The following is a 24,173-nucleotide window of genomic DNA, read 5'->3' as shown; positions in this document are numbered from 1 at the left end:
CTTTATCCTCGTCGACGCCGACGGCGGGCGGGGCCTGCAACGCCAGGCTCCCCGGACACGCTGAAGTAACCCCCTCCAGCCCAGTCCCGCTCGATCGCCCCCCGCCGCCGCATCGGTCGCTGGCCATGCGCCCTTTCCCTGCGACGAGGTGGGTTCAGGATAGCGGCGGTTTCGACGCCGAGGGCTTGTGACGCTGAAGATTCTGCAAGGCGTTGGAAAATTTGAGGTTTGCGGCGGCGCCCGCGGGGATAGATGCGTCCCGATCCCCCCAAACACCTTCCCTCATCCTCTTTCTTATCTTCCCTCCCCCTCGTGGGGAGGGAAGGGAGAAAAAGAATGGAGAAAAACCCGGGCCCTATTCGACCGCTGGTCCGCCGGCGAGCGTCTCCACGGCGTCCTCGGTCGACAAGGTTTCGGTCGGCTTGGCCGGCGGGTCCGACAGCAGGCGCCTGAGCGCCGAGACGGGGAAGATCCAGGCCGAGGCGCAGGTCACCGCCAGGGCCATGCCGATGGCCATGCCCGGAGCCCCGTGCCAGGCGGCGCCGGCCGAGCCCAGGCCGGCGATGGCCAGGGCTTCACTGAACAGGACGACGGCGACGAGGCGCTCGCGCCCCTGACCCATCAGCATGATCGCCCAGAAGTGCGACCACAGGACCAGGAAGATATAGACCCCGAACGCGGCCTGCAGGCTGTGTCCGCCGTGGTAGGGCTGGCGGGTCCAGAGGCTCAGCACCTGGCCGCCGAACAGGCCGATGGCCAGGCCGGCCCCGAGGGCCAGGGCCAGCACGGTTCCGCCCACCGGCACGGCCAGCTTCATCGCCCGAGCGCGCTCGCCCCGCGCCTCGGCGGACAGCAGGGCGGGCCAGAGCGGGGCGGTGAACATCACCGCGACCGAAAGCAGCAGCACCAGCCCGCGAACGAACAGTCCGAAGTCCACCGCCGAAACGGGTCCCTTGATGGCGCCCAGCAGGAAGACGGGGAGATAGGTCTGAAACAGCGAGGCAGTCGAGATGAACAGGAACGGCGCGCCGCTGCGCAGCAGGCCGGCGATCAGGCCGATATCGCGCCGCAGATGGGCGAACCTCGGCGGCAGGCTGCGGGCCACGGCCGCGGCGTTGAGCACCGCCCCGATCAGCAGGCCGCCGTTCAGGGACAGCACGAAGGCGCCGATCGCCGGCCAGAACCTCGGAACCGTGAACAGCAGGATGAAGGACGCCAGGCTGCCGACGAGGCGGCAGATGTTGATAATGTAGCTTTTCAGCCGGCCGTTCTGCACGCCTTCGAACACCTGCAGGACGACGATGGCCAGCAGGGTCAGGCTCATCAGCAGGCCGGCGACGAGCGTCTCGTCGCGAAGACTGGCCGGCAGGCTCGGCGATCTGTGGGCCCAGATCATGAAGATGACCGAGACGATCAGGCACATCACCGCGCCCACCATCGCCACGAAGGCGATCGCCGCGCCGAGCAGGTCCCGCAGTTCGTCATGCTCCGGATTGCGGCCGGCGATCGCCTTGGCCAGGGCGGAGCTCAGGCCCGACGCGGCCAGCAGGATCCAGTTCAGAATGCCCGCCAGCATCAGATAGACGCCGAACCGCTCGTGGCTCAGGTGCTGGAGGGCCACGGGCACCGCCACGATCTGGGTGACGATCCCCGCGCCGCGAGCGAGCAGGGCGGTGGCGACGCCCAGCAAGACCGCCACCATGTAGCGGTCCCTGGAGAAGAGGCGTTTGATGAGGGACAAGGTCAGTTCCCGGCTAGAGAGCGTAGAAGCGCCGTGGCGGCCTCGGCCGCGGCCTGGGCGTTGCGGACTTGCCGAATGGCGTCCATGCCTGCCGAGACCGCGGGCGGATGCCGCAGCAAGGTCTCGAGCTGGCGGGCATAGGCGGCGCGGTCGGCCGGGTTGACGATCGGTCCCAGGTCGCCGGCCCGCATCTCGTCGCCCAGCTGGTAGCTGCCCTGGCCGATGACCACGCGGCCGTACTGCACGGCCAGGCCCAGCACGCCCGACGATCCGACGTGGTCCTGGTAGGCCGCATGGACCACGTCGCAGGAGCGCAGGGCGGCGTCCAGCCGGGCGTTCGAGACGTAGGTCGCGTCCAGCTCGATCCCGACGCCCAGGGCGCGCAGGCGCTCGATCGCGACGTCCACGGACTGTCGGTAGGCGGTGTCCTTGAACGGGCCCAGGACGACGACCCTGGCCCGCGGCAGGAGATCCGGAGGCAGATCGCCGAGCGCCTCCAGGAATTCCAGCAGGCCCTTGCGGGGCGCCATCGAGCCGAAGGCCAGGAACGAGACGCGTCCGTCGTCCGAAGCCGCGGGCGGCCTGGGCACCGGCCAGACGCCGGCTTCGAGGAACGCCGCGCGGGCCATCTGGTCCAGGTCGCTGAGGCAGTCCGGCAGCCACAGGGGCGGGCGGGACAGCCGAGCGCGCCAATGGGGATTGAGGGTCGCGATCGGCAGCTTGGTGGTCCGCAGGGCCAGCCGAAGGATCGCCAGCTTGACGCCCGACTTCAGACGCCCCTTCAGGCCGCGCTCTTGGCGGGCGTAGTTGAAGCTGTCGCGGAAATAGATGCCGCTCCAGGGGACGCCCGGGCGGGGGCCGGTCACGGCCATCCTGGCCAGCGGGAGCGCCAGCGGATCGAGCATCGCGAAGAACACGCCCGAGGCCTGTTCGCGGCGGGCGGCGTCGAAGACCGTGTTCAGCAGCGCCTTGGACGCGCCCTCGCCCGTCTCGCTGAAATCGTCGGTGACGCGCAGCTGGAACGGCGGGGTCGGACCCGGCCAAGCGGTGTCGGCGAGCTTCTGCGGGCCCCAGACCACCAGCTCGACGCCCGCCGCCCGGGCCTGGGTCGCGAAGAACCGCAGGTATTCGGGATGATGGCCGGTGGCGTAGGGATCGACATAGTAGACAGGACCGCTCATGGACGCCTCATTCCAATCCATCTTCGCGGCGCGCCAAACCCGCGCGACGGGCCGGTCCTAGTGCTTCGCCTTCGCATCGTTCCTGCGGAAAACCGGTGTCCACTTTTCCGCCCCACGCTCTAACGCCATCGCGCCGCGAGCGCACGCTCGTGCGCCTCGCGGTTGGCGGCCGGCATGCGTTCGCTGACCTTGCGGGCCGGATTGCCGGCCACGATGGCGTAGGGCTCGACGTCCCGGGTCACGACGGCCCCGGCCGCCACGACGGCCCCGCGGCCGATCCGCACGCCGCTGAGGATGGTGACGTTGAAGCCGATCCAGACGTCCTCGCCGATGTCGATCTCGTCGCGCTCATCGCGCGGACGCGACCCCGGATCGCCGAGCTTGGAGGCTTTCGATATCGGGGTTTCGAAGTCCAGCATGTCGTGCTCATGGCGGCTGACGATGCCGACCTGGCTGGCGATCAGGACGCCGGACCCGATCCGGCCGTTGCACGAGATCCAGGTGGACGAGCCGATGGCGACTTCCCGCCCGATCGTCAGGCGGTCGGGCGCGTTGATGAAGCAGCCCTGGCCGACCTGCAGATCCGGATGGAATTCGACGTTCCCGCGCACCGCCAGCTTGCGCATCAGGCGGCGGTAGGCGGCTTTCAGCATATGGCGAGGATGCAGGCTCATGGTCAGTTTCGCTGGGGTTTGGATCGCTTCATCAGGCGCTTGTAGCGACCCAGCTTGGCGATCAGGCGCTGGGCGCGCGCGTCACGGCTGTCGCGCATCAGGTCCATGGCCAGGAAGTCCGGCTCGATGCGGGCGGGCCAGGCGGGCTGCTGATCGTTTTCCGGCGGCTCGGCGCCCAGCAGCAGCCGATAGGGATTGAGGCGGCTGGCGTGCGTGCCGCCGCGGCCGACCCCCATGTTGGCGACATATCTTCGCGACGGAAACAGCGACAGGCCGCCGCTGAAAAAAATGCTCTGGTGCCAGCGGATGAACCAGCTGTCGACCTTTCCCCGTTGGCCGAGGTCGAGCAGGTCGGCGGCGTCCATCAGGCCGTTGACGTTGAAGAAGCGGCGGAAGCTGTCGGAGCCGATCAGTTCCTCCGGCAGCGTGGGTTGGTCGTAGGCGTATTGCGCCCAGGCCCGATCCCAGGTCGCCCACCCCCACGGATGGGCGAAGGGGAGGAAGAAGGCGCGGTTGTCTTGGCCCAGCTTGGGATGCTCGTAGGTGTAGCCGCAGACGCTGCGGACGCGATCCTCGTCGCGGTAGCGCCGCAGCGCTTCGCCAAAATAGTTCAGGGCGCCGGTCGAGAGCACCAGGTCGTCTTCAAGTATGGTGGCGTGCCCGTGGCGCGAGCAGACGTCCGAGACCCCGTCATAGATCGAGCGCCGGAGGCCCTTGTTGGCGGTGGAGGCCCTGATCTCCCAGTGATCCCGGGCGACCGATTCGGCGACGGCCTTGGTCTGCGAAACGGCGGCGACGTCGCGTTCCGCCCTCGGACCGTCGATGAAGATGGTAACGCGGGCGTCGGAAAAGCCCGAGCAGCGCTCAAGGCTGCCCAGCAGGCGCCGCAGGCTTTCGGGCCTGTTGTAGGCGAATATGGCGATCGCAGGGGTCATTGCGGGGTTCCGTCGCTTGCGGGCGCGCCGCTGGCGGTCTGTCTCATGGCGCGCGTTCCGACCCGTTCGGCGGGGTAGCCCGCATAGACGCCAAAGGGCTCGGTGTCCTTGGAGAGCACCGATCGGGCCCCAACCACGGAACAGCGCGCGACCGTCACGCCCGGATGGACGAAGACGCCCGAGGCGATCCAGGCCTCGTCCTCCACGACGATCGGCTTGGCGTAGATGTCGAAGGACGGCGACCGCATGTCATGCGATCCCGTGCAAAGATAGGTATATTGCGAGACGACGGCGTTATCGCCGATCTTTATCTCGCCCAGGGTGTAGAGTTCCACAAAGTCTCCGACCCAGCTGTTGTCGCCGATCTCCAGTTTCCAGGGATAGGTCACGCGAACACTGGGCCGGATGATGACGTTCTTGCCGATCTTGGCGCCGAAAAGACGAAGCAGCCCATTGCGCCAGCCATAGAGAAACTGCGGCGAAGGGTGGAAAAGAACGGCCTGAACGAGCCACCAGAGCTGAACGACCAACGCCGAACGGCCGCGGAAATGCGCAGGCAGGCGAAAGGTCGCAAGGTCCTGGACATCGTGGCGCGAGGACGCGGACATCGTCAGGCCTCCTGCGAGGCGAGGCCTTGCCCCGTCAGCGTATTGAGAATGTCGCGACAGACGACCTCACGGTCGATGGTCTTTTCGACATAGCGACGCCCGGACGCCGCCAGCGCGGATCGTGCGTCGGCGTCGCCCAGCAGGGCCTGGACGGCGTCGGCGAACAGTTCGGGCTTGTTGGGCGCGACGCAGACGCCGCCCCCCGATTGCCTAGTCACGAAATCCAGCGGCGTGCCGCTTTCGGCGGTCGCGACATAGGCGCGCCGGGCGGCCATGATCGAGAAGATCTTGCTGGGAAGCGCGAAGTTCGCCCCGCCCGGGCTCTGCGGAACCAGATGCAAGGTGGCTTGGCCGAGCGCCGTGCTGATCTCGCTGCGGGGCGCCAGGTCGGCGAAGCTGAGGTTGTCCAGGCTGCGTTCCTTGGCCACGGCTTCGAGGCCCAGGCGCTCGGACCCCTCTCCCCGGACCAGCAATCGGGCGGTGGAGCCGCGGGCCTTCAGTTCCTCGGCGAGGTCCAGAACCTGGTCCAGGCCCTGTTTGCGGCCCAGGTTGCCGGAGTACAGGATCAGGGGGGCGGCGTCCTCAGGCTCGGGGGTCGGGACGATCTCCCGCACGTCCACCTGCGGCGGAATGACGAAGATCGGGACTTTCACGCCCAGATGCTTGAGTTCCTCCGCCATGGCCGGCGACAGCGCGATGACCGCGTTGCAACGGTTCAGCGACCAGGCCTCGATCTTGCGCAGCAGGTGCATGAGCGGACGTCCGGCCCCGAACTGGAGGCTGGCGGCGAGACCCGACTGAATGTCGTGGACGATCGCCACCAGACGGCCGTCGCGGCGCTTGAACAGCGGGGCGACCAGGACGACGAACACCGAGGGGCAGACGCAGATGACGCCGCGGTACCGGCGGGTCTTGGAGACGGTGGCGGAGAACGCGAAGCTGGCCTCGCCCAGAAGACGACCGATCAGCCCCCGCGTCTTGGGAATGAACGACGCGACGCGACGCACCTTGACGCCCCTGAGGGTTTCGCGGTCGAGCTTTCCGTCCTCGTAGCCTGGATAGACCTGGTTGATCGGATAGCTGGGGCGGGCCGAGACGACACTGGGTTCAAGGCCCTGCTCGGCCAGCCAAAAGGACAGATCGGAGATCGGTGGGGCGCTCCCCGTGGGCTCGGGGTAGTAGTAATTGCTGACGATAACGATCTCGTCCTTGTACGGAATGTCTGTCTTTTCCATGCAATCCTACATCAAACCAATGGCGCCGTTATTTAAGCGAAACTGCCCTCGGTTTCTTCAAACCAAGCCCGTAGCGCCGATTCCACGTTCGTGGAAAAGGTGTAGCCATGAGAAGTCAGCCACGAGGGCGCTATTCTCGTGGACTTGACCAGCTTCCAGATCCGTTCGCGATGGATCGGATTGCGCAAGCCGTAGGTGTTTAGGACTTCGAAGCCCCCGGCGACAAGCAAAAGCGGGCCGACAGGAATAACGGGGTAGGACGACTTCACGCCGGAAACGCGACCGAACGTCTTGACGATATCTTCGGTGGTGCTGGCGTCGGGATAGGCGAAATTGTAGGTTATGTCGGTGTCCGGCTGAGACAGGGCGAAGTCGAAGGTCTGGATCAGTTCGTCGACATAGCCGCCGCTCTTGATGGTCTCGCGCCGACCGGGATAGGCGAACAGGCCGCGCTTCAGGGCGCGCGCGAGATTGGTGTAATTGCCGCGTTCGCCCGGACCGAAGACCACGCCGGGGCGGACGACGACGAGCTTGCGGTCCGGTCCGCCTTGCGCCCAGCGCCGATGGATAAGCTCGGCCATGGACTTGGACCGACCATAGTCGGAGGTCGGCCGCAACGGAGACAGTTCGTCTATGATCTCTTCGTTGGGTCCGTAGACGGAAATCGAACTGGTGAACAGGATCGACTGGACGCCCCGGGCTTCGGCGAAGGCCGTGACGTTCAGGGCGCCGCGGATATTGGTGTCGTAATACTCCTCCGGCGGGTGGCCGGGGGTGCGGTGCACGGCGGCGAGGTTGTAGAGGGTGTCGATCGGATCGCTGAAGTCGATCACGATGGGGTTTCTTACGTCGCCGAGCAGGTAGTCCACGCCGGCGATCTTTTCACGCGGCGGCAGGATATCGATCGCCACGACCTTGTTGCCGGCCTTGCTTTGTTGAGCGACGAGTCGCGTGCCGATGAATCCGCTCGCGCCGAATACTACGACATTCTTCGTCACATTGTTCTCCAGATAGTCTAGTGGCAGGTCATTCTGGGTAGAGTTTCTTGGCCGGAGGGCCGGGGGCTTGCGCGGATTGCGTTCCGCGTCCGCCGCACCGGCCTTGTAAGCGGCTTAGTTATTGGCCTGGAGGAACCATTTGTAGGCGTCCACCACGCCGTCCCGCAGCGCGATCGACGGCGCCCATCCCATGCCCCTGAGCTTGTCGGCGCTCATCAGCTTGCGGGGTGTGCCGTCGGGCTTGGTGGTGTCGGTGACGATGCCGCCCTGGAAACCGACCACCTCGCAGACCAACTGGGCCAGCTCCAGGATGGTGACGTCTTCGCCGGATCCGACATTGACGTGCTCGAAGTCCGAATAGGTCTTCATCAGGAAGACGCAGGCGTCGGCGCAGTCGTCGGCGTTGAGGAACTCGCGGCGCGGCGTGCCGGTGCCCCAGATGGTGATCGTCTCGGCGCCGGCTTGCTTGGCCTCGTGGGCCTTGCGGATCAGGGCCGGCATCACGTGGCTGGAGTTGAGGTCGAAATTGTCGCCCTGGCCGTACAGGTTGGTGGGCATGGCGCTGATGAAGTCGGCCCCATGCTGCTTGCGATAGGCCTGGGCGAGCTTGATGCCGGCGATCTTGGCGATCGCGTACCACTCGTTGGTCGGCTCCAGCGTGCCGGTCAGCAGGCTGTCCTCGCGGATCGGCTGCTCGGCGAACTTGGGGTAGATGCAACTGGAGCCGAGGAACACCAGCTTGGACACCTGGTTGCAGTGGGCCGCCTCGATGATGTTGGCCTCGATCATCAGGTTGTCGTAGAGGAAGTCGGCCGGATAGCTGTCATTGGCCAGGATGCCGCCGACCTTGGCCGCCGCCAGGAAAATGGCGTCGGGCTTCTCCGCCGCCATCCAGGCCTGGACCTGGTCCTGGCGCTTGAGATCGAGGACCTCGCGCCCGGCGGTGATCACCTCGCAGCCCTCGGAGGCCAGCCGCCGCACGATGGCGGATCCGACCATCCCGCGATGGCCGGCCACCCAGACGCGCTTGCCCTCGAGGGGAAAGATCACGTCATTCGGCATTGCGGCGCTGCTCCTTGGCCACGGCGATCATGTCGGCCGCCACCATCTCGGCGCACAGCTGCTCCCACTTGGTCTCGTGGACCCAGCCGAGCTTTTCTTTGGCCTTGGTCGGATCGCCGATCAACAGCTCCACCTCGGTGGGGCGGAAGTAGCGCGGGTCGACCTCGACCAGGACCTTGCCGGTCTCCGCGCAGGTCCCCTTTTCTTCGATCCCGGTTCCCGACCAGTTGATCGTCACGCCGGTCTCGGAGAACGCCTTGGTGACGAAGTCGCGCACGATCGTCGTCTCGCCGGTGGCCAGCACGTAGTCGTCCGACACTTCCTGCTGCAGCATCAGCCACATGCCGCGGACATATTCCCGGGCGTGGCCCCAGTCGCGCTTGGCGTCCAGATTGCCCAGATAGAGCTTTTCCTGGAAGCCCTGCTTGATGGCCGCCACCGCCCGGGTGATCTTGCGGGTGACGAAGGTCTCGCCGCGCAGCGGGCTCTCGTGGTTGAACAGGATGCCGTTGCTGGCGTGCATGCCATAGGCTTCGCGGTAGTTGACCACGATCCAGTAGCCGTAGAGCTTGGCCGCCGCATAGGGGCTGCGCGGATAGAACGGGGTCTTCTCGCTCTGGGGCACTTCCTGGACCAGGCCGTACAGTTCCGAGGTCGAGGCCTGGTAGAACTTGGTCTTCTTTTCCAGCCCCAGGATGCGGATGGCCTCCAGCAGGCGCAGCGTGCCCACCGCGTCGGCGTTGCCGGTATATTCCGGGGTCTCGAAGCTGACCGCCACGTGGCTCTGGGCGGCCAGGTTATAGATTTCGTCCGGCTGGGTCTGCTGCACGATGCGGATCAGGTTGGTGCTGTCGGTCATGTCCCCGTAGTGAAGGATGAACCGCTGATCCTTCTCGTGCGGATCCTGGTAGAGGTGCTCGATTCGGCCGGTGTTGAACGACGACGACCGCCGCTTCACCCCGTGCACTGTGTAGCCCTTCTCCAGCAGAAGTTCCGACAGATAGGTCCCGTCCTGACCCGTCACGCCCGTGATCAACGCGACCTTGCCGTTGCTGGCTACACTCATGACATCTCCTTGACTTGCGCCTAGTGAATACAGGGCGCTCGTAGCGGAAGTCGGATCGTTCGGCGAGCCCTTTTTGCCATTAAGGAAAGTAAATTCGCATAAGATACACACGTGCTGGCCACGCGGCGTCGCCCGCAAGGCGATGGCGACTTAATGCATCTAAAAGGCTATTTTAGCGTCCTATTTATGACTGACGATTGACAACGTCGTAAGAGCGGGGCCATGGCGGCGATGGCCTTGTTATCCATTGTGACGCTTGCTCAACCCTTGTGACGCTTCGACCATTCTAGCGACCCAGCGTTTTCAAGCTCGCGATCAGCGAAAAGCTGATTGGGGATGAACGCTTTTTTTGCAACTCGACAGGCATTGATTGCGGGAACACCTCAGGGGGCCCGCGCGTGTTGAAGGTTTTGACCTGCCTGACGACCGAGCATGACCTGCGTCTGGTCCTTGTGGCCGGACTGATCTGCCTTGCGGCGTGCTTTACGGCGTTCCGTCTTTACTCGCGGATGCGCGGCGCCACCGGCGTGGTGCGGGCCGCCTGGCTGCTGCTGACCGGCCTGGTGTCGGGCTCAGGCGTCTGGGCCACGCACTTCATCGCCATGGTCGCCTACTCGCCGGGCCTGAAGACCGGCTACAATCCCGCCGGCACCCTGATATCGCTGATCATCGCCGTGCTGTTCATGGCCGGCGGCTTCGCCGTGGCCTCGGCCGAGCGCAGCCGCACCAACGACTGCGCCGGGGGGCTGATCCTGGGCGTGGGCGTGGCGGCGATGCACTATACCGGCATGTCCGCCTTCGTGACCCAGGGCTTCGTGCAATGGGAACAGGCCACGGTCGCGGTTTCGGTTCTGGCCGGCGTCGCCGGCGCGGCGGCGGCGCTGGCGCTGGCCGGCCGGGCCCGCAGCCTGATCAAGCAGGCCGCCGGCGGCGCCGTGCTGACGATCGGCGTCTGCGCCCTGCATTTCATCGGCATGGGCGCGATCACCATCGTCCCGGACCCGGCCATCCAGGTTCCGGCGGAGTTGCTGTCGGGCGGCGTCCTGACCCTGGCGGTGACCTCGATCACCGCCATGATCGTGCTCGGCGGCCTGGGCGCGGTGGCGATCGAATCCCAGACCAGCCGCTCGGCTCTGGACCGGATCCGCCGCCTGGCTAACGCCGCCTATGAGGGCATCGTCGTGGTCCAGAACGGCCGCATCAACGACGCCAACGCCGCCTTCTGCGACCTGGCGGGGGCCGAGCTTGAGACGCTGGTCGGCGCGCCGCTGTTCGCCGGCATGCTGACCTTCGACGACGAGGGTCCCGCCCATGAGGGCGTGCGGCGCGAAGGGGCCCTGCAACCGGTCGATGGCGGTCGGCGGATTCCGATCGAAGTGTTTTCACGCCTGATGGATGATGGCGCGCGCCAGGAAACGTCCGGCCTGACGGTTCTCGCCGTTCGCGACCTGCGTGAGCGGCGCCTGGCCGAGGAGAAGATCCGTTATCTGGCCGAGCATGACGGCCTGACCGGCCTGCCCAATCGCAATTCGCTGCAGATGCGCCTAGCCGCGGCCCTGGATCGCGTCGAGGCTTCCGGCGAGAGCTTGGCGCTGATCTGCATCGATCTGGACCACTTCAAGGAGGTCAACGACCTGCACGGCCACCTGGCGGGCGACGCCCTGCTGGTCGAAACCGCCCGGCGGCTGCAGGACGCCCTGACCGCGCCGTCCTTCGCCGCGCGTCTGGGCGGCGACGAATTCATCGTCGTCCAGGTCGCCGACGGCGACCAGCCGACCGCGGCCGCCGAACTGGCGGGCCAACTGATCGACGCCCTGAGCGCGCCCGCGTCTCACGAGGGCCAGGACCTGATCATGGGCGCCAGCCTGGGCGTCTCGCTGTTCCCCGACGACGGCCGCACCGCCGAGGCCCTGCTGGCCAACGCCGACATGGCGCTCTATCGCGCCAAGGAGGGCGGCCGCGGCGCCTACCGCTTCTTCAAGCGCGAGATGGACGAGACGATCCGCGAGCGCCGCACCCTGGCGCGCGAACTGCGCCAGGCGATCCTCGACGAGGAGCTGCTCGTCTACTATCAGCCGCTGGCCACGGCTTCCGACGGCCAGGTCTGCGGCTTCGAGGCCCTGGTGCGCTGGAACCACCCGGTGCGCGGCATGGTCCCGCCGCTGGAGTTCATTCCCGTCGCCGAGGAAAACGGCCTGATCGGCCAGCTGGGCGAATGGGTGCTGCGCCGCGCCTGCGCCGACGCCGCCAGCTGGGAGCGTCCGCTGCGCATCGCCGTCAACCTGTCGCCGCTGCAGCTGAACCAGCCCAACCTGCCGGCCCTGGTGCATGAGGTGCTGGTCGCCAGCGGCCTGTCGCCCAAGCGGCTGGAGCTGGAAATCACCGAAAGCGCCCTGTTCAAAGACTATCAGCGGGCGCTAGACAACCTGCGTCGCCTGAAGGCGCTGGGCGTGCGCATCGCCATGGACGATTTCGGCACCGGCTTCTCGTCGCTGTCGACCCTGCAGTCGTTCCCGTTCGACAAGATCAAGATCGACAAGAGCTTCGTCGAGAACATCCACCGCCACGATCGCGCCACGGTGATCGTCCGCGCCGTGCTCGGCCTGGGCCGCAGCCTGGAGATTCCCTGCGTCGCCGAGGGGGTCGAGACCCAGGAGCAGATCGACTTCCTGCGCGGCGAGGACTGTGCGGAGCTGCAGGGCTACGCGATCGGCAGGCCGGCTCCGGTCGACACCCTGTCGGCCTGGACCCTGGCCAGCCAGGCCGCAATCCAGGAGCCGCCTCGCGCGACCAAGCGCCGGCAGGGTCGCGACGCGGCTTGAACCACGAGACCGTCATCCGCAAGCATCGCGCTGATGAGCCTACGGACGCCGGCGGCTTCAAATCACGGCAGAAGCTTGAGGACGCCAAAGATCAGGACGAACCACAGCATGAAGCTGACGGCGATCGTCAGGACCCGCGGCCAATTTAGGCTTCTATGGCGAGAATGGTTGTAGGACAAAGCGGCCGGTTGCTTGCGGCTGCTAAAGCGTGTCGCTGAGGCCGTGACGGCGAACTTCATCTGCACCCATCCTCCCGACAGGGAAGCGATCGGGGTCCGATCCTCCCATTCTTTCGACTCTGACGGTCTGTGGGATAAGATTCCAAGATAAGTCTCATGGCAAGGCTATTGCAGCCTTGGGTGCATTCGAACGCGCCACGCGGCCGCAATTCGCGCCTTAAGATTGTACTCTAGCTTCGAGGCGATTGATCTAAGCCTTTGACATTCGACGGAAATTTTTAGGAATGGCTTCGGGGCGCGGTCGCGGCGGCGGACCTGCGACCTTTTGACCTAGCGTCTCTGGCTTAGGTTGTTAGGCTTAACGTCTTCGGCTTAGTCCGCCCAGCACGCCGCGCATGATTTCGCGTCCGGCCTGGCTGGCGATCGTGCGCAGCAGCGACTTGGCGAAGGTCTCCGTCATCGACTGGCGGCTGGAGGCGCGGGGCCGCGGCGCCGCGCGGGCCGCCTGGGCCGCCTCCCGCTCGCGGACCTTGTCCTCGGCCGCCCGCTGGCGCTCGGCCTCGGCCTGGGCGTTCGCGGCGTCGGTTTGCTGCTGCATCTGGGTCGCGCGGCCCTGCAGCGTCTCATAGGCCGAGGCCCGGTCCAGGGCCTGGTCGTAGAGCCCCTTCACCGGGCTGAGAGCGATGACGGCGATCCGTTCCTCTGGCGTCAGCGGGCCCAGGCGCGAGGCCGGGGGGCGGACCAGGGTCTTCTGCACGACACAGGGCGCGCCCTTGGCGTCGAGGGTCGAGACCAGGGCCTCGCCGACCCCCAGCGCCTGGATGGTCTCGGCGGTGTCGAAGGCCGGATTGACCCGGAACGATTGCGCCGCAGCCCTCAGCCCCTTCTGGTCGGCGGGGGTGTAGGCGCGCAAGGCGTGTTGCACGCGGGCGCCCAGCTGGCCCAGCACCGCGTCGGGAATGTCGGCCGGGCTCTGGGTGACGAAATAGATCCCTACCCCCTTGGAGCGGATCAGCCGCACGACCTGCTCGATCTTCTCCAGCAGCGGCTTTTCGGCGTCGTTAAACAGCAGGTGGGCCTCGTCGAAGAAGAACACCAGCTTGGGTTTTTCCGGATCGCCGACCTCGGGCAGTTCCTCGAACAGCTCCGACAGCAGCCACAGCAGGAAGGTGGAGTAGAGCTTGGGCGACTGGATCAGCTTGTCGGCGGCCAGGATGTTCACATAGCCGCGGCCGGCGACGTCGGTGCGCATGATGTCGGCCAGGTTCAGGGCCGGCTCGCCGAAGAAGTGCTCGGCGCCCTGGCTCTGCAGGGTCAGCAGCTTGCGCTGGATCGCCCCGATCGTGGCCGGCGCGACATTGCCGTACTGGGTGCCGATGTCGGCGGCGTGGTCGGCGACATATTTCAGCGCCGCCTGCAGGTCCTTGAGGTCCAGCAGCAGCAGGCCGTCCTGGTCGGCGACGTGGAAGACCACGGTCAGCACGCCCTCCTGCACGTCGTTCAGCTCCAGCAGCCGCGACAGCAGCACCGGGCCCATCTCGGAGATGGTGGTGCGGATCGGGTGGCCCTTCTGGCCGAACAGGTCCCAGAACACGGTCGGCGGCGCGGCCGGCGTCAGGGTCAGGTCCATCGAGGCGGCGCGGGCCAGCATCTTGTCGTTGGGCGCGCCGATCGCCGCGATGCCCGACAGGTCGCCCTTCACGTCGGCGGCGAACACCGGCACCCCGGCGTCGGAAAAGGCCTGGGCCATCACCTGCAGGGTCACGGTCTTGCCGGTGCCGGTGGCGCCGGCCACCACCCCGTGGCGGTTGGACCGGTCGAGTCGCTGCGTCACCGGCCCCTCGCCGAGTCCGATGAGGATTTCGCCGTCGCCGATCGCCAGGGTCATATGCCACGTCCTTACATTGTGGGCTTAACCGTAGCCTCGGCCTTGCGCCGCGCCAATCGGGTCGCGCAAAGTGGCGCGAGCTTTTTTCCGGTCCCTTGAACATGAGACGTCGCCGATGAGCATTTCGCCCTCGATCACCGGACGCAACGCCCTGGTGTTCCTGGCGGTGGTCGCCGGGGGGGCGGCCCTCTACTGGATGCGCGGCATCCTCACGCCCTTGGCCCTGGCGGTGTTCCTGGCGGTAATGATCGACAGCTTCGCCCGGGTGCTGGTGCAGCGCGCCCCTCGCTTCCCCGAGCGACTGGCCCTGCCGATGGCGATCCTGCTGTCGATCCTGATGTTCGGGGCGATCGTCTGGGTGGTGACCGCCAACGGCGCCGGCTTCGTGGTGCAGATGCGCGAATACGCCCCGCGGCTGAACGAGGTGATCGCCAAGATCGCGGCGCTGGTCGGGATCAAGGTGGCCCCGACGATCGGCGACCTGATCGACCAGCTCAACCCGTCGCGCTACGCCGGCGCCGCCGCCCAGAGCCTGCAGAACTTCGCCTCCAACGCGGTGCTGGTGCTGATCTATCTGGGCTTCATCGTCGCCTCGCGCAAAGGCTTCGGCCGCAAGATCGTGGCGCTGTTTCCGCATCATGCCGAGCGCGACGGGGCCATGCAGCTGTTCCAGCGCATCCGCAACGGCGTCGAGCAGTATCTGTGGATCCAGACCGTCACCGGCCTGATGATCGCCGTCGCCGCCTGGGCGGTGATGATGCTGGTGCGGTTGGACAACGCCCTGTTCTGGGCGTTCCTGATCTTCATCGCCGCCTATATCCCGATCCTCGGCGGCGCGATCGGCTGCATCCTGCCGCCGCTGTTCGCCCTGGTGCAGTTCCCGGAAAGCTTCTGGCCGGCCCTGATCCTGTTCGTGGCCCTGGAGGTCATCTATTTCGTGGTAGGCAATGTGGTCCTGCCGCGCATGCAGGGCGACACGCTGAACATGGACCCGACGGTCGTTCTGCTGTCCCTGGCGGTCTGGGGCGCGCTGTGGGGCGTGACGGGCATGTTCCTGTCGACGCCGCTGACCGTGGCGGTGATGCTGATTCTGGCCCAGTTCGACGGCACCCGCTGGATCGCCATCCTGCTGTCCGAGGACGGCGACCCCAGCGGCGCGGGCCTGGACACGCCGCCGCCGGGGGCCCAACCAAAAAAGAAGGGCCTTCGACCGACTTCTCGACAGAACCCGCCCGAGGGGACTTAACATCCCAAATGGTCTTCCTATCTACGTCCTGTCGGCGCCCCCCCACGCCGACCCCGCGCGACGCAGATCCGATTTTTCTGGAGCGTTCGATGCGGAACCGCCCGTCGTCCCCCCGCGACGGGCCTGCGCCGCCGGTTTCCCCCCACCGGCGGCGCTTCCGCGTCCGCCGATCGGTTCTCCTTGGCAAGATCTTGTTCCATTCTCCAGGTTGCGGTTGAAAGCCAGCCTGGAAGGGCTAGGTTGTCGCCAAAAATCGCGAGGAACCCCGATGATCGGCGAAAAACTTGACCCCAAGGCGCCCGTCGCTCCGTCCGGAGGCCTGACGGCGGCTTTCGCAGGAGCCCTGGGGACGGAGTCGCTGGCCGGGCCGCTCGCCCGGTTCGTCGCCCAGGTCCAGGAGGACTGGTCGGCTGAGGAGCTTCCCGGCTTCGATCCCGCCGACCTCGCCCACGCCCTGGTCGACTTCTGGCGCTTCGGCCAGGCCGCGCCGAGCTCCAACGATGAGCCGGTCTCGCTTCGCGTCCGCCGCGCTCGCCGCGCCGATGGAACCGACCTGAAGAGCGACCTGCTGGAGATCGTCCAGCCCGACCGCCCGTTCCTGGTCGACAGCATCATGGGCGCGATCGCCGAACAGGGCTTTTCGGTCCGCGCCATGTTCCACCCGGTGGTCGAAACCCCCGGCGGCCGCCGCTCGATGATCCAGGTCTATCTGGCCCCGGTGGGCGAGGACCGCGAGGCCGCGCTGATCGCCGCGGTGCGCGAGGCCCTGGCCGACGTCCACCTGGCGGTCGACGACTTCGACGCCATGAAGGCCCTGATGCGCCGCACGATCGACGCCCTGCGCGACTCGCCGGTGGCGATCCCGCCGGCCGACCGCGCCGAGGGCCTGGCCTTCCTCGACTGGCTGGAAGGCGACCATTTCGTCTTCCTCGGGGCCCGGGTCTACGAATATCCCCGCACCGCCGACGGCGGCTACGCCGCCGAGGAGCCGCTCTACCAGCCCGAGGGCAGCCTGGGCGTGCTGCGCGACCAGACCCGCACCGTGCTGCGCCGCGAGAGCGAGCCGGCGATCCTGTCGCCCCAGGTCCGCGACCACCTGCTGCTGGGCGCGCCCCTGGTGGTGGCCAAGTCGAACCTGCGCTCCAGAGTCCATCGCCGCGGCTACATGGATTATGTCGGGGTGCGTCGCTACGGCGACGACGGCAAGCCCTCGGGCGAGGTGCGGTTCGTCGGCCTGTTCACCGCCGAGGCCTACGAGACCCCGGCCCACGAGGTGCCGGTGATCCGTCGCAAGGTCGAGCACGTGCTGACCGAGGCCGGCAAGGATCCCGACAGCCACAACGGCAAGCGCCTGCGCAACATCCTGGAGACCTGGCCGCGCGACGAGCTGTTCCAGACGCCCGAGGACGAGCTGCTGGCCATGGCGCTGGGGGTGCTGCATCTCTATGACCGGCCGCGGGTGCGGCTGTTCGCCCGCCGCGACCCGTTCGACCGCTTCATCTCGGCGCTGATGTTCGTACCGCGCGAGCGCTACGATTCCGGCGTTCGCGAACGGGCCGGCCGGATCCTCGCCGAGGCTTTCGAGGGCCGGGTCAGCGCCTACTATCCCAGCTTCTCCGACGCGCCCCTGGCGCGGGTGCACTATGTGTTGGGGGTGACGCCGGGCCGGCATGGCGACCCCGACCTGGCCAGGCTGGAAGCGGCCATCGCCGAGACCGCCCGCACCTGGGAGGACCGCTTCGAGGCCGCCGTGCGCGACGGCGGCGCCCCCGGCCGGGTCGCCGCCACCCTGACCCGCTACCAGTCGGCCTTCCCACCCGGCTACCGCGACCAGTACGACGCCGCCGAGGCCCTGGCCGACATCGCCGTCATCGACGAGCTGGCGCCCGACGAGGCCGTGCGGGTGCGCGCCTTCCGCCGTTCCGACGACGACAAGCTGACCTTCCGCTTCAAGCTGTATCGCCCGGGCGCCGCCGCGCCTCTGGCCGACGTGCTGCCGATCCTCGAGCATATGGGCCTGAAGGCCCTGATCGAGGACGGCTTCAAGCTGTCGCCGGCCGACGGAACCCACGCCAAGGTCTGGGTGCACGAGTTCATGCTGCGCGACGAGCGCGGCGAGCACCTGTCGTTCACCGACGTCAAGGCGGCGTTCGAGGCCGCCTTCGTCGCCATCTGGACAGGCCGGGCCGAGAGCGACGGCTTCAACCGCCTGGTGCTGGAACTGGGAGTCGGCTGGCGCGAGGCCGCCCTGGTCCGGGCCCTGGCCCGCTATCGCCAGCAGACCGGCCTGGATCCCAGCCAAGCGGTGCAGGAACAGGCGCTGAGCGACCATCCCGGCGTCACCCGCCTGATCCTCGACCTGTTCCGCATCAAGTTCGACCCGGCCGTGCGCGCCGACCTGGCGGCCCGTCGCGAGCAGGCCGAGGCGGTCGAGGCCAAGATCACCGAGGCCCTGCAGGCGGTCGAGAGCCTCGACGCCGACCGCGTCCTGCGCCGCATCGCCGCCCTGGTCGGGGCGACCCAGCGGACCAACTTCTTCCAGACCGGTCCGGACGGCGAGCCCAAGCCCTATATCAGCTACAAGATCGCCTCTCGGGAGCTGGAGGACCTGCCGGCTCCCAAGCCCTATCGCGAGATCTATGTCTCGGCCCCGCATGTGGAGGGCGTGCACCTGCGCTTCGGCCCGGTCGCCCGCGGCGGCCTGCGCTGGAGCGACCGCCGCGACGACTTCCGCACCGAGGTCCTGGGCCTGGTCAAGGCCCAGCAGGTCAAGAACGCAGTAATCGTGCCCGTCGGCTCCAAGGGCGGCTTCTTCCCGAAGAATCTGCCGCGCGGCGGCGATCGCGACGCCATCCAGGCCGAGGCGATCCGCGCCTACAAGACTTTCCTGTCGGGCCTGCTAGACCTCACCGACAACATCGACCCCGACAACAGGGTCGTGCCGCCGGCCGGGGTGGTTGTCCATGACGGCGAGGACCCCTACTTGGTCGTCGCCGCCGACAAGGGCACGGCCACCTTCTCCGACATCGCCAACGGCGTGGCCGAGGCCTACGGCTTCTGGCTGGGCGACGCCTTCGCCTCGGGCGGCTCGGTCGGCTACGACCACAAGGTCATGGGCATCACCGCCCGCGGCGCCTGGGAGGCGGTCAAGCGCCACTTCCGCGAACTGGGCAAGGACATCCAGACCCAACCCTTCACCGTCGTCGGGGTCGGCGACATGAGCGGCGACGTGTTCGGCAACGGTATGCTGCTGTCCAAGCAGACGCGGCTGCTGGCCGCCTTCGACCATCGCCACATCTTCCTCGACCCCGATCCAGATCCGGCCGCCTCCTGGACCGAGCGGGAGCGGATGTTCAGGCTGCCGCGCTCGTCCTGGGACGATTACGACAAGAGCCTGATCTCGAAGGGCGGCGGGGTGTTCGCCCGGTCGCTGAAGCAGATCCCTCTGTCGCCCGAGGTCCGGGCCCTGTTCGAGATCAAGGCCGAGTCGGTGTCGCCGGCCGAACTGCTGACCGCCATCCTGAAATCGAAGGCCGAGCTGCTCTATCTGGGCGGCATCGGTACCTATGTGAAGGCGCGAAGCGAGAGCCAGGCCGAAGCCGGCGACAAGGCCAATGACGCCATCCGCGTCAACGGCGCCGACCTGCGGGTCAAGGTGGTGGGCGAGGGGGCGAACCTGGGCCTGACCCAGGCCGGCCGGATCGAGTTCGCGCAAGCTGGCGGTCGCCTGAACACCGACGCCATCGACAACTCGGCCGGCGTCGACAGCTCCGACCACGAGGTCAATATCAAGATCCTGACCGGGATCCTGGAGCGCGGCGGGGCGATGACCCGCGACCAGCGCAACGCCCTGCTGCCGACCATGACCGACGATGTCGCCAGCCATGTGCTGGCCGACAATTACGACCAGACCCTGGCCCTGTCGCTGATGGAGAGCGACGCGGTGTCGGAGGTCGATTCCCACGCCCGCTTCATGGCCGAGCTGGAGGCCAAGGGCCGGCTGGACCGCCGGGTCGAGGGCCTGCCCGAGGCCGCCGCCCTGGCCGAGCGCGCCCAGGCCGGCAAGGGCCTGACCCGTCCGGAGCTGGCCGTGCTGCTGGCCTATGGCAAGATCGACCTGTTCGACGACATCGTCGCTTCCCACGCGCCGGACGACCCCCGGTTCGAGGCGACGCTGGAGGGCTATTTCCCGCCGGCGCTGGGCCGGTACGGCGACGCCATGCAGCAGCACCGCCTGAAGCGCGAGATCATCGCCACGGTGCTCGACAACCAGATGGTCAACATGTGCGGCCCGACCTTCCCGAGCCGGTTGCGGGCCGCGGCGGCCTGCGACACCACGGCCCTGGTCGTCGCCTTCGCCGCCGCGCGCGAGATCCTGGGGATCGACGCCCTGTGGGACCAGGTCTCGGCCCTGGACGGCAAGGCCTCGGCCGGCGGCCAGCTGGCGCTGTACAAGGCCCTGGCCTACGCCCTGCGCAGCCTGACCTTCTGGCTGGCCCGCCGGGCGTTCAAGGACAAGTCGACCGTCGGCCAGTTGGTCGAGGCCTACGGGCCGTCGGTCAAGGCGCTGTCGGCCCTGGGGACGACGATCCTCTCGTCGTTCGAGCAGAAGGCCTCGGCCAAGCGGGCCAAGGCCTATGTCGCCGACGGCGCGCCCGAGGCCCTGGCCCAGGCGGTGGCGGCCCTGCAGCCGATGACCACGGCGGCCGACCTGGTCGACTTGGGCAACGCCTCCAGCTGGTCGGTCGAGAACGTGGCCCGCCTCTATCACCAGGTCGGGGCGGCGTTCGGTTTCGACCGGCTGCGCGGCGCGGCCGGCGCGTTCGTCGGCGGCGATCCCTTCGAGCGGCTGGCCGTGCGCCGGCTGATCGAGGACATGCTCGGCGAGCAGACGGCGATCACCCAAGCGGTGCTGAAGTTCGCGGCCAACGCCCAGGCTGGCGACGACGAGGCCTCGGCCAAGGCGGCGGTCAGCTCCTGGGGCGCCCTTCGCGCCGAAACCGTCCGCGCCGCCAAGCGGACGGTCGAGGACATCGAGCAGGCCGGCGGCGGCTGGACCTTCGCCAAGCTGACCATCGCCAACGCGGCGCTGCGGGGCCTGGCGGGCGCCGCCTAGAGTTGGGCCAAGGTTCGCGTATAAGCGACGCTCTGACCGGGGGCGAGCATGGACCAGGGTGATCGGCGGCGGGCCGCGTGGGCGCTGTATGAATGGGCCCAGCAGCCCTATTGGGCGCTGATCGCCACCTTCATCTTCACGCCCTATTTCGCCGCCGGCTTCGTCGGCGATGCGGCGCGGGGCCAGAGCCTGCTGGGCTACGCGGGCGCGGTCTCGGGCCTGCTGATTGCCGTGTTCAGTCCGCTGGTCGGGGCCTCGGTCGACGCCCGGCGCAATCCGCGGGCCTGGCTGGTCGGCCTGGCGGTTCCGTTCGTCGTCGCCAGCGCCGGCCTGTGGCTGGCCGTTCCCGGCGCCCACGACCGGGTGCTGCCGATCCTGGCTTGCCTGGTCGTCGCCGGCGTCGCCGCCGAGCTGAGCGCCGCGGTGATGAACGCCCTGCTGCCGCTGGTCGCCAAGCCCGGCCAGGTGGGACGGCTGTCGGGCTCGGCCTGGGCCCTGGCCTATGTCGGGGCGCTGATCTCGCTGTTCATCGTGCTGCTGTGCTTCTCGTTGCCCAAGGTTCCGCTGCTGGGCCTGTCGAAGGCGCTTCACGAGCCCGACCGCATCGTCGGGCCGCTGGTCGCGGTCTGGTTCCTGCTGTTTTCCTGGCCGCTGTTCCTGACCGCGCCCCGGCCGCCGCAGACCGGAGCCAGGAAGCCGCTGGCCGAGCTGTGGTCGACGATCCGCTCGCTGCCGCAGCGGCCGTGGATGCTGCGCTTTCTCATAGGCCGGATGCTGATCGGCGACGGCATTTCCAGCTTCATCGCCTTCGGCGGCGTGCTGGCCGCCGGCCTGTTCGGCTGGACCACGACCCAGCTGGGCCTGTACGCCATCGCCCTGTCGGTCGCCGCCGGGATCGGCACCTTCATCGGCGGCCGGGTCGACCAGAGGCTGGGCTCGAAGGCCACGGTGCTGATCGCCGCGGCGGTGGTGCTGTTCGGGGCGTTCGGGGTCGGCTGCGTGGGCCGCGACAGCCTGTTTTTCGTGCTGCCGGTCGCCGCGCCGGTTCCCGGCGGCGCCCTGTTCGCCAGCCTGCCCGAGCGGGTGTTCCTCGGCTTCTCCCTGTTCGTGGGCCTGACCTTCGGCCCGGCCCAGGCCAGCTTGCGGGCCTGGATGGCGCAGCTGGCCCCGGCCGGCGAGAGCGGGCGGTGGTTCGGGCTGTACGCCCTGTCGGGCAAGGCCACCGCCTTCATGGCCCCGCTGGTCATCGCCGTCGGCACCCGGCTGGTCGGCGACCAGCGCATCGCCGTGGCCGTCTCGGCCCTGTTCATGATCGCCGGGGCCGCGGTCCTGGCCCGGGTCCCGCGCCAGGGACCGGACGCGGCGTCCACCTGAAGACACCGCAGGTTGTCTTCGGCCCCAGGCCGGTCCAGGATCGGCTCCTTTCGAGCTGGGGGCGCGCGATGACCAAGGACCGTATCGTTCTGCTGGACTCCCTTCGGGGGCTGGCGATCCTGGGCATCCTGCTGTGCAACATCCCGCTGGCGGCGGTGATCGAGAACGTGGCTATGAGCCTGACCCTGTGGCCGCTGGGCCAGAAGCCGGCCTCGGTGGCGGTCTGGCTGGTCACCCAGGTGTTCTTTCAGCAGAAGTTCTACACGCTGTTCGGCATGCTGTTCGGGGCCTCGATCCTGCTGGTCGGCGGGGAGGGCGGCGACCGCGACCGCACGACGATCCTGGTCCGCCGGCTGGTCAGCCTGTTGGTCATCGGCCTGATCCACGGCTTCCTGATCTGGCAGGGCGACGTGCTGACCTATTATGCGCTGGTCGGACTGGTGGCGATGTGGGCCCGGTCGTGGCCGGCCGGACGGCTGCTGAAGGCGGGGATCGGCCTGCACCTGGCCCTGTCGGCCTGGAGCGGCTGGCAGATCTTGCAGGCGGCGGCCGCGGGCGCCGCCGCGCGGCAGCTGCGGGTCCCGCCCGCCCCGGCCCAGAACGCCCACGACGTCGCCCAATACGCCGGAACCTTCGCCCAGTCCCTGGCCCAGAACGCCCACGACAACGGCGCCTTCATGCTGCGGGTCTGGACCGAGCTGCCGCCGAGCTGGCCGCTGCTGGTCCTGGCCCTGATGCTGATCGGCATGGGGCTGCACAAGCTGGGCGTGCTGGGCGGCCAGGCCTCGGCCAACGCCTATCGGGCGCTGGCGGCCGTGGGGCTCGGGACCCTGGCGGTCGCGGGGTTCGCCGTGGTGCTGTACGCGGTGACCCCCGACCATCCGCGCGGCCTGCGGATGCTGTCGCGCTGGATCCAGAGCGCCACCGCCCCGGCCGTCAGCCTCGGCTATCTGGGCCTGCTGGCCCTGGCGGCGCGGTCGCGGATCTGGAAGGCGATCCCGGCAGTCCTGGCTCCGGTCGGCCAGATGGCGTTCAGCAACTATCTGACCCAGTCGATCCTGATGACCGCGATCTTCTACGGCGGCCGCGGGCCGGGGCTGTTCGGCAAGGTCGACCGGCCGGTGCTGGCGCTGATCGTGGTCGTCATCTGGACCGCCCAGATCCTGTGGTCGCGCTGGTGGATGGCGCGGTTCACCATGGGGCCGCTGGAATGGCTGTGGCGGCTGGCCTATCGCGGGCCGATGCCGCTGCGGCGCGAACCCAAGGCGGTTCCGGTCGCCGCCTAGCAGGCCCGAAGCGCCGCGGCGAAATAGTCCTGCGTCTGGGCGAACAGGTCGGGTCGGTAGCGGGCGCGGGGATCGTTGGCGCGGTCGTCGTCGAAGGCGTGGGTGGCGTCGGCGTGGAACACGGTGTCGACCGCCAGGCCGTCGGCCCGCAGCCGGTCGAACGCCTGGCGGGCCGGCTTCCAGCCGACCACCTGATCCCTGCCGCCGAGCACCGAATAGATCTTTGGGCCCTGGACGCCCCAGCCCCGGCGGACCGTCAGCGACGGATAGCCGGCATAGGGATAGACCAGCAGCGCGCCCCGGACCCGGGCCCGCAGCATCGCCGGATCGGCGTCGGCCAGGCCGGTGGCGCGGGCCGCGTCGTCGCCGATCGCATAGCCGTCCATGATCGACCAGGCCCCATGGCTCCAGCCGGCCAGGAACACCTGCCCGGGATCGGCCCAGGCCTGGGTCTCCAGCCAGGCCAGCATGGCGAAGATGTCGCCCGACCGCGTCAGGCCCCGCAGGGTGGCGCCGGTGCAGACCAGCAGCTTGGCCTGCAGGGTCGACATGCCCCGCGGGGCGAAGGAATCGACCACGACCGCCGCATGGCCGGCCGCCACCGCGACCTGGGCATAGGCCTCCAGGAACGGGGTCTTGCCGCCGCAGCCGTGCAGGATCAGCGCCACCGGGAACGGGCCGGGGCCCGAAGGCTTGAACACCTTCGAGGCCGCGGCGAGCTGGGCGCCCCATTCCGCGGCAGGCATGGCGGCGCGCGGCATC

The 24,173-nt window shown here is 68.1% G+C and carries 16 protein-coding genes and 1 pseudogene; 5 read left to right on the top strand and 12 right to left on the bottom strand.

Annotated features, from left to right (window positions below; translation table 11 throughout):
* Positions 1 to 355: 355 nt before the first annotated feature.
* The 9 genes and pseudogenes from ACIPQB_RS02075 to gmd all read right to left on the bottom strand — a co-directional run bounded on the left by ACIPQB_RS02075 (position 356) and on the right by gmd (position 9,500).
* On the bottom strand, positions 356 to 1,741 hold the full coding sequence (locus ACIPQB_RS02075; protein WP_446483532.1) for an oligosaccharide flippase family protein: 1,386 nt from the start codon (positions 1,739 to 1,741) through the stop codon (positions 356 to 358).
* A 2-nt stretch (positions 1,742 to 1,743) separates the two neighbouring features.
* Complete coding sequence (locus ACIPQB_RS02070) at positions 1,744 to 2,922, bottom strand: hypothetical protein (RefSeq protein ID WP_446483531.1); 1,179 nt, start codon at positions 2,920 to 2,922, stop codon at positions 1,744 to 1,746.
* Between the two features lie 190 nt (positions 2,923 to 3,112).
* Positions 3,113 to 3,254, bottom strand: a pseudogene (locus ACIPQB_RS02065) (DapH/DapD/GlmU-related protein); the annotation flags it as partial.
* A 344-nt stretch (positions 3,255 to 3,598) separates the two neighbouring features.
* Positions 3,599 to 4,531: a hypothetical protein gene (locus tag ACIPQB_RS02060; protein WP_446483530.1), complete on the bottom strand. Its 933-nt coding sequence runs from the start codon at positions 4,529 to 4,531 to the stop codon at positions 3,599 to 3,601.
* Positions 4,528 to 5,139, bottom strand: a complete 612-nt coding sequence (locus ACIPQB_RS02055; RefSeq protein WP_446483529.1) for a WcaF family extracellular polysaccharide biosynthesis acetyltransferase — start codon at positions 5,137 to 5,139, stop codon at positions 4,528 to 4,530. Before ACIPQB_RS02055 ends, ACIPQB_RS02060 begins: the two co-directional genes overlap by 4 nt.
* A 2-nt stretch (positions 5,140 to 5,141) precedes the next feature.
* Positions 5,142 to 6,374, bottom strand: a complete 1,233-nt coding sequence (locus ACIPQB_RS02050) for a glycosyltransferase family 4 protein (RefSeq protein ID WP_446483528.1) — start codon at positions 6,372 to 6,374, stop codon at positions 5,142 to 5,144.
* Positions 6,375 to 6,406: 32 nt separating this feature from the next.
* Positions 6,407 to 7,372, bottom strand: coding sequence for an NAD-dependent epimerase/dehydratase family protein (locus ACIPQB_RS02045; RefSeq protein ID WP_446483527.1), 966 nt, complete (start codon positions 7,370 to 7,372; stop codon positions 6,407 to 6,409).
* Between the two features lie 114 nt (positions 7,373 to 7,486).
* Positions 7,487 to 8,434, bottom strand: a complete 948-nt coding sequence (gene fcl / locus ACIPQB_RS02040) for a GDP-L-fucose synthase (protein ID WP_446483526.1) — start codon at positions 8,432 to 8,434, stop codon at positions 7,487 to 7,489.
* Positions 8,424 to 9,500 carry a GDP-mannose 4,6-dehydratase gene (gmd, locus tag ACIPQB_RS02035; RefSeq protein ID WP_446483525.1) on the bottom strand — a complete coding sequence of 359 codons (1,077 nt, stop codon included), beginning with the start codon at positions 9,498 to 9,500 and terminating at the stop codon, positions 8,424 to 8,426. The genes fcl and gmd overlap by 11 nt, the downstream gene beginning before the upstream one ends.
* Before the next feature lie 398 nt (positions 9,501 to 9,898).
* On the opposite strand from gmd, the gene ACIPQB_RS02030 reads away from it, so the two are divergent.
* The gene (locus ACIPQB_RS02030; protein ID WP_446483524.1) at positions 9,899 to 12,322 is read left to right on the top strand and encodes an EAL domain-containing protein; all 2,424 of its coding nucleotides are present in this window, start codon (positions 9,899 to 9,901) and stop codon (positions 12,320 to 12,322) included.
* 62 nt (positions 12,323 to 12,384) lie between these two features.
* On the opposite strand, the gene ACIPQB_RS02025 is transcribed toward ACIPQB_RS02030, so the two are convergent.
* Together ACIPQB_RS02025 and ACIPQB_RS02020 are read right to left on the bottom strand one after the other, a co-directional pair.
* Positions 12,385 to 12,561, bottom strand: a complete 177-nt coding sequence (locus ACIPQB_RS02025; protein ID WP_446483523.1) for a hypothetical protein — start codon at positions 12,559 to 12,561, stop codon at positions 12,385 to 12,387.
* Positions 12,562 to 12,859: 298 nt separating this feature from the next.
* Positions 12,860 to 14,389, bottom strand: coding sequence for a helicase HerA-like C-terminal domain-containing protein (locus ACIPQB_RS02020; RefSeq protein WP_446483522.1), 1,530 nt, complete (start codon positions 14,387 to 14,389; stop codon positions 12,860 to 12,862).
* A gap of 115 nt (positions 14,390 to 14,504) precedes the next feature.
* On the opposite strand from ACIPQB_RS02020, the gene ACIPQB_RS02015 reads away from it, so the two are divergent.
* From ACIPQB_RS02015 to ACIPQB_RS02000, 4 genes are all read left to right on the top strand, one after another.
* Entirely contained in the window at positions 14,505 to 15,635 is a 1,131-nt protein-coding gene (locus ACIPQB_RS02015) for an AI-2E family transporter (RefSeq protein WP_446483521.1), read from the top strand.
* Positions 15,636 to 15,903: 268 nt separating this feature from the next.
* Positions 15,904 to 20,751, top strand: a complete 4,848-nt coding sequence (locus ACIPQB_RS02010) for an NAD-glutamate dehydrogenase (RefSeq protein WP_446483520.1) — start codon at positions 15,904 to 15,906, stop codon at positions 20,749 to 20,751.
* A 48-nt stretch (positions 20,752 to 20,799) separates the two neighbouring features.
* A complete protein-coding gene (locus tag ACIPQB_RS02005) occupies positions 20,800 to 22,125 on the top strand; it encodes an MFS transporter (RefSeq protein WP_446483519.1) in 1,326 nt (441 codons plus the stop codon).
* Positions 22,126 to 22,193: 68 nt separating this feature from the next.
* Complete coding sequence (locus ACIPQB_RS02000) at positions 22,194 to 23,411, top strand: DUF418 domain-containing protein (protein WP_446483518.1); 1,218 nt, start codon at positions 22,194 to 22,196, stop codon at positions 23,409 to 23,411.
* On the opposite strand, the gene ACIPQB_RS01995 is transcribed toward ACIPQB_RS02000, so the two are convergent.
* Entirely contained in the window at positions 23,408 to 24,172 is a 765-nt protein-coding gene (locus ACIPQB_RS01995) for a dienelactone hydrolase family protein (protein ID WP_446483517.1), read from the bottom strand. The genes ACIPQB_RS02000 and ACIPQB_RS01995 overlap by 4 nt on opposite strands.
* Position 24,173: the final 1 nt, after the last annotated feature.

The organism is Caulobacter sp. LARHSG274, from assembly GCF_052871235.1.
Note: the sequence above shows the minus strand (reverse complement) of the source record. Positions and strands in the feature narration are given on the sequence as shown.

What these genes read in the sequence shown, in the direction of transcription:
- ACIPQB_RS02070 (WP_446483531.1), bottom strand. Translation starts at nt 2,922, where the DNA reads ATGAGCGGTCCTGTCTACTATGTCGATCCCTACGCCACCGGCCATCAT.
- ACIPQB_RS02060 (WP_446483530.1), bottom strand. Translation starts at nt 4,531, where the DNA reads ATGACCCCTGCGATCGCCATATTCGCCTACAACAGGCCCGAAAGCCTG.
- ACIPQB_RS02055 (WP_446483529.1), bottom strand. Translation starts at nt 5,139, where the DNA reads ATGTCCGCGTCCTCGCGCCACGATGTCCAGGACCTTGCGACCTTTCGC.
- ACIPQB_RS02050 (WP_446483528.1), bottom strand. Translation starts at nt 6,374, where the DNA reads ATGGAAAAGACAGACATTCCGTACAAGGACGAGATCGTTATCGTCAGC.
- fcl (WP_446483526.1), bottom strand. Translation starts at nt 8,434, where the DNA reads ATGCCGAATGACGTGATCTTTCCCCTCGAGGGCAAGCGCGTCTGGGTG.
- gmd (WP_446483525.1), bottom strand. Translation starts at nt 9,500, where the DNA reads ATGAGTGTAGCCAGCAACGGCAAGGTCGCGTTGATCACGGGCGTGACG.
- ACIPQB_RS02025 (WP_446483523.1), bottom strand. Translation starts at nt 12,561, where the DNA reads ATGAAGTTCGCCGTCACGGCCTCAGCGACACGCTTTAGCAGCCGCAAG.
- ACIPQB_RS02020 (WP_446483522.1), bottom strand. Translation starts at nt 14,389, where the DNA reads ATGACCCTGGCGATCGGCGACGGCGAAATCCTCATCGGACTCGGCGAG.
- ACIPQB_RS02015 (WP_446483521.1), top strand. Translation starts at nt 14,505, where the DNA reads ATGAGCATTTCGCCCTCGATCACCGGACGCAACGCCCTGGTGTTCCTG.
- ACIPQB_RS02010 (WP_446483520.1), top strand. Translation starts at nt 15,904, where the DNA reads ATGATCGGCGAAAAACTTGACCCCAAGGCGCCCGTCGCTCCGTCCGGA.
- ACIPQB_RS02005 (WP_446483519.1), top strand. Translation starts at nt 20,800, where the DNA reads ATGGACCAGGGTGATCGGCGGCGGGCCGCGTGGGCGCTGTATGAATGG.
- ACIPQB_RS02000 (WP_446483518.1), top strand. Translation starts at nt 22,194, where the DNA reads ATGACCAAGGACCGTATCGTTCTGCTGGACTCCCTTCGGGGGCTGGCG.
- ACIPQB_RS01995 (WP_446483517.1), bottom strand. Translation starts at nt 24,172, where the DNA reads ATGCCGCGCGCCGCCATGCCTGCCGCGGAATGGGGCGCCCAGCTCGCC.